This is a genomic window from Bacillus sp. Xin1 (assembly GCF_013314535.1).
GTDB lineage: Bacteria > Bacillota > Bacilli > Bacillales > Bacillaceae_G > Bacillus_A.
In genome coordinates, this window is record NZ_JABUAE010000073.1 from 1 (window position 1) to 9515 (window position 9515).

Consider the following 9515-nt stretch of genomic DNA (forward strand, 5'->3'; position numbering starts at 1 on the left):
GGTTCTGGTGCAAAAACTTTAAATCTCTTGCAAGTAATCTCCTAAACTTGGACATACTGATAGTATTACTCTAAAAAAGGTGTGTGCTCGGTATGGAAAAGGAAAATTTGTTTAAATGGAAGCATTATCAGCCTGATGTTATCTTATTAACGGTAAGATGGTACCTGCGGTACAACCTCAGTTTTCGTGATTTAGTCGAAATGATGGAGGAACGGGGCTTATCCATTGCTCATACAACGATTATGCGTTGGGTTCACCAATATGGTCCTGAGCTAGATAAGAGAGTTCGTCGTCACCTTAAGAAAACGAATGATTCTTGGCGAGTAGACGAAACGTATATTAAAGTCAAAGGAAAGTGGATGTACTTATATCGAGCTGTTGATTCCGAAGGAAACACCATTGACTTTATCTTCAGTAAAACAAGAGATCATAAGGCTGCAAAGCGCTTTTTTAAGAAAGCTTTGCAGTCTTTTCATGTTTCTAAACCTCGTGTTGTGACCGTTGATAAAAATCCAGCTTATCCTATCGCTATAGAACATTTGAAGAAAGAACAACGGACGCTCGCTGACATCCGAATAAGACGAATAAAATATCTGAATAACATAATCGAGCAAGATCATCGCTTTATCAAGAAGCGAGTGCGTATCATGTTAGGATTGAAATCTTTTCAATCAGCTAAACGAGTGTTGGCTGGACTGGAAGCGATGAGAATGATTAAAAAAGGACAGACTTTGCAAGGAGAGAAGTCTGTCAAAAAACAAATTAAGTTAATCAATCAACTCTTCGGTCTTACCGCATAGTAGTAGATTCCATTAGGAGTCTACACTGCTATTTCTAATCTACATATTATTTGCACCAGAACCAATTGTAGCGACATTTTGGCTCATCCATACACATAAAGCGACTAAATCTTTTGCTTGGTACTTACTGGTTCGTTGTACAAAACCAACCTCTCTAGCAAAATCTCGTAAAATATTGGGAGATAAGAAGTTTTGAATTTCTTGAGCAAATAGTTGTAATTCATCAGCTACAGAAATAGACATACAAAAACGCCATCCTTTCCTATGATTCTATAGAAAGAATAGCGTATTTTTTCATTTTAGGAGGTATTTTGTTTTGTTAGCTTGATAGCGATGGGATAGCACCCCACATTAAATTGAACGAGTTATGAACTGGTTCTTTTTTTAGTTTAATCCGTGTTTACTTCTCAGTAGCTGTTCACATCTCTCAAATGATACAAACTAATTTGTTAATGTACATTTTTCTTTTTTTGATATGGTGAGGCCAAATAAGGATGACGGAAAAAGGGAATTTATCATTTGGGATTTATTTACAATTTCAAGGAGGGATTTTTTCATGTAGTTATCTAATTAGATTAATAATCAAATGAAAGAATATTAAATTTATTTGAAATAAAAAGTTGGATAAATTTTAACTTCATTAAGTTTTATTGTTATTTACAATAATTATAACAATAAAAAAATGAAAATATAATACTTTTAATATATGAATTTATAGTTTAATATTCGGAATTGTAAGGGGGTGAAAAAATGGAATATATGACAATTAAATCTCAAAAAGGTAATTTATACCTATATACTCTTGCGATTGTTGGTGTTGCATCAATTTATGCTTTAGTAAATGCTGGACTAATTCTTCAACTTGCAGGAAAGGTTGCATGGACAGGTGTAAATGCAACAGCAATTTCTTCAATTTTAAATATGATTATTAATGGCGCAAGCATTGGTGGTGCAGTAGCTGCAGTTGTAGGTGTAGCACTTGGTGGACCGGTAACAGCTGTAATCACTGCTATCGGACGAGGCATGTTAATTAAATGGGTAAGACAACGTGGCTTCTCATCAGTTGTAAAATTCTAATTACTAGGAAAAATCAAGGTAACCATAAGGTTGCCTTGATTTTTTAAATGGAGGTTAAATTGGAAAACTATTTTATTTTTTTTAATAAGTATGCTACAAAAATAGCACTTTCAATATATTTGTTCGGAATGGCATTTGCATTAATATTATTCCTAATTTTAAATATAGATTTTGGTGAGATTACCTTTAATAACGATATTGGTAATTTTTTCGATATTTTTATACACAACTTAAAAGTTCAGATGTTTATATTTATGGGGGCGTTGCTTTTAGGTATTCCAACAATCATTTTATTGTTTATAAATGGTTTCTCTATTGGAATGACGGTGGCACAAGCTATTATTTCTGAAAATCTAATAGAATTACTATTACACATTTTACCACACGGGATATTTGAAATACCCGGATTTCTTATAATTTCTATACTTTCTTATCAAGTATTATCTGTTTTTAATCAAGAGAAAAAGTTGAAGGCACTTTTTGGATTTTTTAATGAAAAAAAATATTTATTTTTACTAAGTTTCATATTAACATTTGTTGCTGCATTAATTGAAGGAATATAAATAAAAAATTGAGGTGTAGTCAGTGCAAGAGTATATAGAAAAAGGATCAATTTATAAGTTCTTAGTTTCACCAATTAAAAATTTAAAAAAGAAGAATTTAAAAGAACCCTTATTATTATTAACCCTACTCTTTATAGGAATAACAATAGTAAGCGGAGTAATTAGTAGCAAATTTATATTGAATAATGAAGCTGTTACAGAAATTCAATCAAGTATCACCGTAGAGAAAGGAAGATTAAATTTATTTTTAATTATAATTACATCATTTATGGCAATATTGAACGGGTTTACTAGCAATATTATTATTGCCTTTATATATAAAATAATTTTTATCCTTTCAACAAAAGATGTGAATTTTAGAAAAGTCTATTATATTTTCTTTTATATTGGCACTATTTCTTTACTAGGTGTAGTCTTTAATGGCGGATTATCTATTTTAGGTGACTATAACACGATTCAAAGTTTTTCTAGTCTTTCATTTATTATGTCAGATAACACCTATATTAAAGCTTTGTTAAAGCTTTTGGATGTTTTCTTTATTATTCAAGTTTACATTTTGGGATTATTCTTAAAAGAAATAGCTTGTTATTCTTGGAAAATCACGTTTTTAATTCTTATAGTACATACAGCAATTATGTATGTATCCCAACTCTTTATTTAATAAGGAGAATTTAATAAATGCTAAAATCAATGTTTATATATGTTTTATTCTACTCAAAATATATAATTCAACACAGAATAGAAAGTTTAGAAAAAGTTTTCCTGAAATTTAATAAGGAAGTATACTTTAGAAGATATGGATATATTATTTATACACTTTTCTTTATCCTAAAAATTTCATTCGAATGTATTATTTATTTAGGAATTTCATATTTTCTCAGTCTATATCTTAATAGTTTTGAAGCATGGATAATGTATTCTTTATATTTTGTAGGTATCATTGGTATTATCAATGGGATATCACTTACAAAAAGAGTTTTATCGCCAGTAGATAAAAACATTCTATATTTATTACCCTACTCTAATAGAAACCTATATTTATATACGTGGTTGTTAAAGTTCAGTGTTCATAATATAAATTCAATACTACAATCCATTATATTAGGAATATCTATATATATTATGTTTGGGAACGTTAACTATTTTATTTTACTGTTAATTGGACTTTTAATTTGTAGCATCATGGTATCTTATATTGTCACATTGTACATATGTGTTTTTTATGTCAAATGTATTCAAACAGGTTATAAAATAGCAGCTTTTATTACATCAATATTTAAAGGTTTAATGATATATATTTGTACATACTTTATAGCAAATTGGATTGTACACTGGCTCATCTCTGTAGAAGATATAAGACAGATATCTACTTGGAAAAACTTAATAGATGTATTTTTCAAACAAATTAAAATCTATATTTTTGAATTGAACATAAAAGAATTAGTGTATAGCAATAGCTTCAATAATATTATATTTACTGCTGTTACTATATTAGTGGTTGTTGTGGGGAGTATTCACTATTTATTGGCTGGAAAATGGTATAGATCTCAATGGGAGACACCGTTTAAAGGTGATTACTCTGATTGGATTTTGGTCTTAAACAATTTCTTTAATAAATTTGTTAAATCTCCTTTACTAAAAGTACAAATTCAAAACTTTTTTAACAACCGAATTCAACTTAGCCACCATTATTCTTACTTTTTTGGGCACTACTTTAATTACGCCTTTATCGCCCTTTCTAGTATAGTAGCTACGCTTCCGAATACTGGAAGTGTGGATATTGTTAAATTTGTTTTAATATATATCATATTTAATTCAATTTCAAAAGATGCATATGAAACTATAACCTTATTTCCTGGATTATTACGTTTTGATAGTGATAGTGGGATATTACGCTTATATAGAATGTCGAATGTTTCATTTAGTAAGCTATATCATTCAAAAATTCAATTTCAGAGGTTTTTAGGTTCTGTTGAAATGTTTTGTATTGTTATAATCTGTTTATGCATTATCAAACCTAGCTTACAAGAAACATTTTTTATTAGTTGTGTGATTACTTTAAATTACTGTATTACCCCTCACATAACTACACTATCTACATATATGTTCCCGCATCTACATAATCAGCACTACTCAGAAATGGAAGATTATGTAGAGACAGAGTTTGTTATAGATAAAGTGGCTTATCAATTCCGACAAATTATATTTTTCTGCACAGCTACACCCTTTTTAATGTTAGTATTCTTAGAAATTAATACAGATTGGATTTATCTGATCATTGGTAGTTTGTTTGTTATTATAAGTTTTGTCAGCTTGAAATTGATTAAAAATATTATAAAAAAAGCCGAGTTCAAACTCAATCAAATGGATATGTAAGGGAGTTAGTATGTTATTACAAGTAAATAATTTAAACAAGGCATATAAAAAATCAGAAGATGTGTTGAAAAATCTCAACTTTAGTATGAATTCAGATGAAAGGGTTGCAATTATAGGTAGGAACGGTGTTGGAAAATCGACCCTTTTAAAAATAGTCTCAGGATTATTAATACCAAATGAAGGTTCAATTTTGTTTCAAAATCTAGATTTATTGAAAAAGCCTGAGCTTCGTAAAGAGATTGGTTTTGTCTTTACAGAACCAATATTTTATGAAAGTTTAACAGTGGAAGAAAATCTAATATTTATAGCCTCACTTTATAAGGTGAAATCAATTAAAGATACGGTTCGGGAGAGGATGAAAAAATTTAATATATATGATTTTAGACAAAAGAAAATTTCATCTCTATCCAGCGGTATGAAGCAAAAAGTACAAATTTGTGCATCTACCATCCATAATCCTAAATTATTAATCATGGATGAACCTTTTAATAAACTAGATTCCCTATCCCTTGAATTTTTATATGAATTTATATTAAATTTTGATGGCGGAATCTTATTTACGAGTCATGATAAAGAACACATATATAACTTAGCAACTAATATATTGGTTTTAAAAGATAAAGAAATATCACCTGGAATGGAACATCCAAATAAAAACGTTTCCCATACTGATTTTTATAAATGGTATGATGAAATTTTATAAAAAGGAAGGTATACCATGCAAAATAACTATTTTGAAACTGTAAAATTAACTTTTAAAAAAGACGTTAAATCAATTGAAACTTGGAGTGTGTTTTTTATTTTCTTTTTTGTTACATTATTTAGCTTGAAAAAGTTTGATAATGCTGGATTACCTATGTACATAAAAGTTTTTGCGATTTCTTTAGTAACGTTTATTATATGCTATCTTATTAAATGTTATAGAATCTTTAAGAAAAATAAAAAAAATTCAATTAAACAATAATTTAGGTTCTGTTCCAAATTATTTTCGGACTAATTCCAGCGAATAAAGCTGCAAAATTAGATCCGATTGAAGCGTTACGTTATGAGTAATTAATATTGTAGTAGAACTACACATTACCGTTCTAGTGGGCGGTTCGTAGCCTCTTGCATGAGGAAAGTGAACCGCCCGTTAGAATGGGTTATATAAATAGAAGGCGGCGTGTTATAATGGAAGCGAATTTAAATACACAAAAAGCTGGCGGAGAAAAGCCATCATTATTTGGAATGATCATTTCTCCTGGTTTACAGTTTGAGCGAATGAAAACGAGCGAGAAAGTTTGGGGTATGTTTTTCTTAGTTGCATTGTTACAAGGGCTTGTAGGTGGTTTGACGACATATGTCGTCAATACGTCACCTGAAATGATTAAAATGCAAAAAGAACTAGGTGAGCTTGCTGGAAAGGGTTCAATTACATCGGAAGTTATTTATGGAATTGGATCTAGTTTTGCTGGTGCAATAGTTGGAGCACTATTTATAGCAGTTATTTATAAAATATTTATGATGTTCTTTGGTAATGATACGCCTTACAAAACCTTATTGAATATTGTGGTTTATACAAACATTGTCCTTATTATTGGTGGACTTATTAATACAATTTTAAGTCTAATCTTTGATGGTGGAACGACTCAGTATACTAGTTTAGGGTTACTATTTAAGGAGGGTACATTTGCATACGGAATTGGTAATACAATTGAAATATTTTATGTATGGAATTTAGTTTTAATTTGGCTCGGATTACATATTACAGCTGGATTAAGCAAGGTAAAAGCATCAATTCCAATTATTGTTCTATTCATTATTAAAGCGGTATTCTTAGCGGCAATTATTGTATTAATAGCGAAATTTTTACCGGAGATTCCGATGTAAATAAATGATGTTCATTATAAATAGATTTAGTAAAAGATTTGCAACATTAATAACCGGTTCCTTAGCATACAAGGTACCGGTTATTTTGTTTCTAAAATGTGCCTAAACGTACAATTTTCTTTTTTTGATATGGTGACTGACTCATTAAAAAAATGTTTTAGACTATAGAAAAAAGGGTTCTGGTGCAAAAAATACTAGATAGAAACATAGAGTGTCAATTTCCTTTAAATTGCTAGCTTATGAAGCTAATCCAAACAATTTATGAATGAATTCTTTTTGATTTTGGACAGACTTTTTCCTTTGGAGAGTCTGTCCTTTTTTGATCATGTGCATAGCCTCTATCCCCGCAATAATTCGTTTAGCAGTTTGCAAGGACTTTAACCCAAGCATCGGGCGAATTCGTTTTTTAATGAAGCGATGATCCTGCTGTACGATATTGATGAGATATTTTACTTGTCTTAGTTGGATGCCTTCAGGCATCTGCTTTTCTTCTTTTAAATCTTGGATAGCGATGGGATAAGCTGGGTTCTTGTCTACAATTATGACACGAGGCTTAGAAACGTGCGAAAAAGCCAAGGCTTTCTTAATAAAGCGCTTGGCTGCTTGTTTATCCCTTGATTCACTTAGATAAAAATCGGTTCTGTTGCAAACTTTAAAAACATCGCAAAATATTGAATATATCATACATTCTTTTGAATAGTATCCAATGTTTATTCTAAATAATTGTATTTTAATTCTACATTTTTATGAGTTCTCAAAACTTTGCAACGGAACCGTATTTCTTCAGTATGCTCTGCATTTAAGTGATAAATAGTAGAATCTCCTGTACGTCGAATATATGATTCGTTATTATGTCCTTCTATATTAAAAGCTAATATTTCAAATGTAATCTTTTCTTCATTATCTAATGAAAACTTAATAGTACACCGAGAAATATTAGAGGAGTTTTCGAAAATCTTTTTCTTCCAAAAATCTGTTTTTGATACAACCTTTTTTGAACTAGTTAGTTTTTGAAATACGTCTTTTGCATCTTGACCATAATCTTTAATAATACCTTCAGCAATCGAATTTGTTTCTAGATATTTTATCTTTGAAATCGTATCAGAAGTTAGTTTTATTTTTTCTCTAGGTTCTATTAAAACAAAATAGATACACAAACTTACAAATATAAACAATATTCCTAACACTATTTTTTTCTTATTCATTAAAAGTCCCTCATCCCATTGCTGGTAATATAAGGGGTATATTAATATATAATGGGGTTTTGCTAGGATTTTTATTACAAATAGATTTTCTTTGTTTTTCTTTTATTAGTTTACTTTCATTTCCCCTTAAACATTAACTTCATACCAAATCTCTTGATATCCTCAACATACATAACAAAAGTATACATTCAAAATATGATAAAATAAGAGATGAATAACCATTCGATAGATATTCATTTTTCTGAAAATATATGTTATAATATACGTGTAAAAAGATTGGTATCTTTTTTATTCATGTTTAACTGACTTATACTTTATGGTACCCTGCCTAATATAAGTCTAAAAGTAAAAAGAACTGGCATCATGTCAGTTCTTTTTACTTTTTTATAATATATAAAATTCTAAACATACATAAATATTCATGTTATTCTGCTCTACGATACTCAATCTTGTTTATACCATACAATAAGATCAGAATATCTCCTTATCTAATAGATAAGGGGATATTCTACTTTTTCATTATGATAAAAACAAGTTAGTTACCATAAATATGAAAAGCAGAAATTAAATTGTTGTACAAGTTAACAAAATATTTTCTATACCCTTAACACTATCAACAATATATGTAGGATTGGATTGATTTAATTCTTCCAATGAACCATAGCCATATGTAACTGCGATAGAATCAATACCCGTATTGTTTGCACCAATTATATCGTGCTTACGGTCACCAATCATAACGAAATCGCTATGTTTATATTCTTGATATTTATCAAGTATATACTGAATGATTTCGGTTTTTGAGCTTCTGGTTCCATCAAGATTACTTCCCACCACAAGATCAAAATAACAGTCTATTTTGAAGTATTCCAATATCTTTTCTGAAAAGACAGTAGGCTTAGAAGTTGCTACGACTAAGATATATCCCTGTTTTTTCAAGAAATCTAAGAATAGAGGAATATCAATATATAATTCATTCTCAAACATCCCTGCTTTTTTAAACCTTTCTCTATAAAAACCAATTGCTTGTATTACCTCTTCGGTATTGAATCCGTAATACATAGCAAATGATTCTTGTAATGGTGGTCCAATAAAACAATCAAGTTTATTAAGGTTAGGTTCTAGAATACCCATCTTCTCAAGTGCAAATTGAACTGATTTGGTTATTCCTATCTTAGGATCAGATAGTGTCCCATCCAAATCAAATAAGATTATCTTATATTCTTTCAAACTAATCTCCCTCTCTACATGCAATATTTATCCTATCCCACCTTATATCATACTGAATATCTATTGATTATTTGCAAATTTCTATCTGTACACCCTATACATGTTAGGTAGACATAATTGTCGTTATCGACAATTATTTTCAATTTGGAATAGTAGTAATATACATTTTCTAGTTCATATGTACTTCTGTTGAATCTAGTTTGCTATAAATGGTGTTTTACGTATGTATTTAGAATTTGAAATTTCATCAATTAAAAAATCTGCAATATTGCGATTGGTAATTGTTAGTCCTGGCATATCAAATAAATTTTCTTTTATAGTTTTATTAATATCTTTTTCATATATAAATGGTAACCGAGCAAGTGTCCAATTTATCTTGCTTTCTTGGAGAATAA

The 9515-nt window shown here is 29.5% G+C and carries 9 protein-coding genes and 4 pseudogenes; 8 read left to right on the forward strand and 5 right to left on the reverse strand.

The features are described from left to right. Positions 1–92: 92 nt before the first annotated feature. Complete coding sequence (locus HRG09_RS26695) at positions 93–800, forward strand: IS6 family transposase (RefSeq protein ID WP_174103852.1); 708 nt, start codon at positions 93–95, stop codon at positions 798–800. A 66-nt stretch (positions 801–866) separates the two neighbouring features. Here the strand turns inward: HRG09_RS26695 and HRG09_RS26700 are convergent. Then, positions 867–1043 (reverse strand): annotated as a pseudogene (locus HRG09_RS26700) (IS4 family transposase); the annotation flags it as partial. Between the two features lie 507 nt (positions 1044–1550). Between HRG09_RS26700 and HRG09_RS26705 the strand changes: the two are divergent. The 7 genes and pseudogenes from HRG09_RS26705 to yknW all read left to right on the forward strand — a co-directional run bounded on the left by HRG09_RS26705 (position 1551) and on the right by yknW (position 6685). Then, positions 1551–1877 (forward strand): putative cyclic bacteriocin, encoded by a 327-nt coding sequence (locus HRG09_RS26705; RefSeq protein ID WP_174103853.1) that lies wholly within the window; start codon positions 1551–1553, stop codon positions 1875–1877. A gap of 59 nt (positions 1878–1936) precedes the next feature. Continuing rightward, complete coding sequence (locus HRG09_RS26710) at positions 1937–2440, forward strand: stage II sporulation protein M (protein ID WP_174103854.1); 504 nt, start codon at positions 1937–1939, stop codon at positions 2438–2440. A gap of 22 nt (positions 2441–2462) precedes the next feature. Further along, complete coding sequence (locus HRG09_RS26715; protein WP_174103855.1) at positions 2463–3101, forward strand: YIP1 family protein; 639 nt, start codon at positions 2463–2465, stop codon at positions 3099–3101. Positions 3102–3118: 17 nt separating this feature from the next. Next, a complete protein-coding gene (locus HRG09_RS26720; protein ID WP_174103856.1) occupies positions 3119–4816 on the forward strand; it encodes a hypothetical protein in 1698 nt (565 codons plus the stop codon). 10 nt (positions 4817–4826) lie between these two features. Next, the gene (locus HRG09_RS26725; RefSeq protein ID WP_174103857.1) at positions 4827–5519 is read left to right on the forward strand and encodes an ABC transporter ATP-binding protein; all 693 of its coding nucleotides are present in this window, start codon (positions 4827–4829) and stop codon (positions 5517–5519) included. A 266-nt stretch (positions 5520–5785) separates the two neighbouring features. Next, positions 5786–5869: pseudogene (locus tag HRG09_RS29235) on the forward strand (hypothetical protein); the annotation flags it as partial. 117 nt (positions 5870–5986) lie between these two features. Then, positions 5987–6685 (forward strand): YknW family membrane protein, encoded by a 699-nt coding sequence (yknW, locus tag HRG09_RS26735; RefSeq protein WP_174103859.1) that lies wholly within the window; start codon positions 5987–5989, stop codon positions 6683–6685. A gap of 237 nt (positions 6686–6922) precedes the next feature. On the opposite strand, the pseudogene HRG09_RS26740 reads toward yknW, so the two are convergent. From HRG09_RS26740 to HRG09_RS26755, 4 genes and pseudogenes are all read right to left on the reverse strand, one after another. After that, positions 6923–7330, reverse strand: a pseudogene (locus HRG09_RS26740) (DDE-type integrase/transposase/recombinase); the annotation flags it as partial. Positions 7331–7395: 65 nt separating this feature from the next. Beyond that, positions 7396–7890: a hypothetical protein gene (locus tag HRG09_RS26745; RefSeq protein ID WP_254610185.1), complete on the reverse strand. Its 495-nt coding sequence runs from the start codon at positions 7888–7890 to the stop codon at positions 7396–7398. A gap of 564 nt (positions 7891–8454) precedes the next feature. Further along, a complete protein-coding gene (locus HRG09_RS26750) occupies positions 8455–9120 on the reverse strand; it encodes an HAD family hydrolase (RefSeq protein ID WP_174103860.1) in 666 nt (221 codons plus the stop codon). Between the two features lie 195 nt (positions 9121–9315). Continuing rightward, positions 9316–9515 (reverse strand): annotated as a pseudogene (locus HRG09_RS26755) (NADH-flavin reductase); the annotation flags it as partial.

Bases quoted from the DNA above. Each gene is read 5' to 3' on its own strand.
- HRG09_RS26695 (WP_174103852.1), top strand. From the start codon at position 93: ATGGAAAAGGAAAATTTGTTTAAATGGAAGCATTATCAGCCTGATGTT.
- HRG09_RS26705 (WP_174103853.1), top strand. From the start codon at position 1,551: ATGGAATATATGACAATTAAATCTCAAAAAGGTAATTTATACCTATAT.
- HRG09_RS26720 (WP_174103856.1), top strand. From the start codon at position 3,119: ATGCTAAAATCAATGTTTATATATGTTTTATTCTACTCAAAATATATA.
- HRG09_RS26725 (WP_174103857.1), top strand. From the start codon at position 4,827: ATGTTATTACAAGTAAATAATTTAAACAAGGCATATAAAAAATCAGAA.
- yknW (WP_174103859.1), top strand. From the start codon at position 5,987: ATGGAAGCGAATTTAAATACACAAAAAGCTGGCGGAGAAAAGCCATCA.
- HRG09_RS26745 (WP_254610185.1), bottom strand. From the start codon at position 7,890: ATGAATAAGAAAAAAATAGTGTTAGGAATATTGTTTATATTTGTAAGT.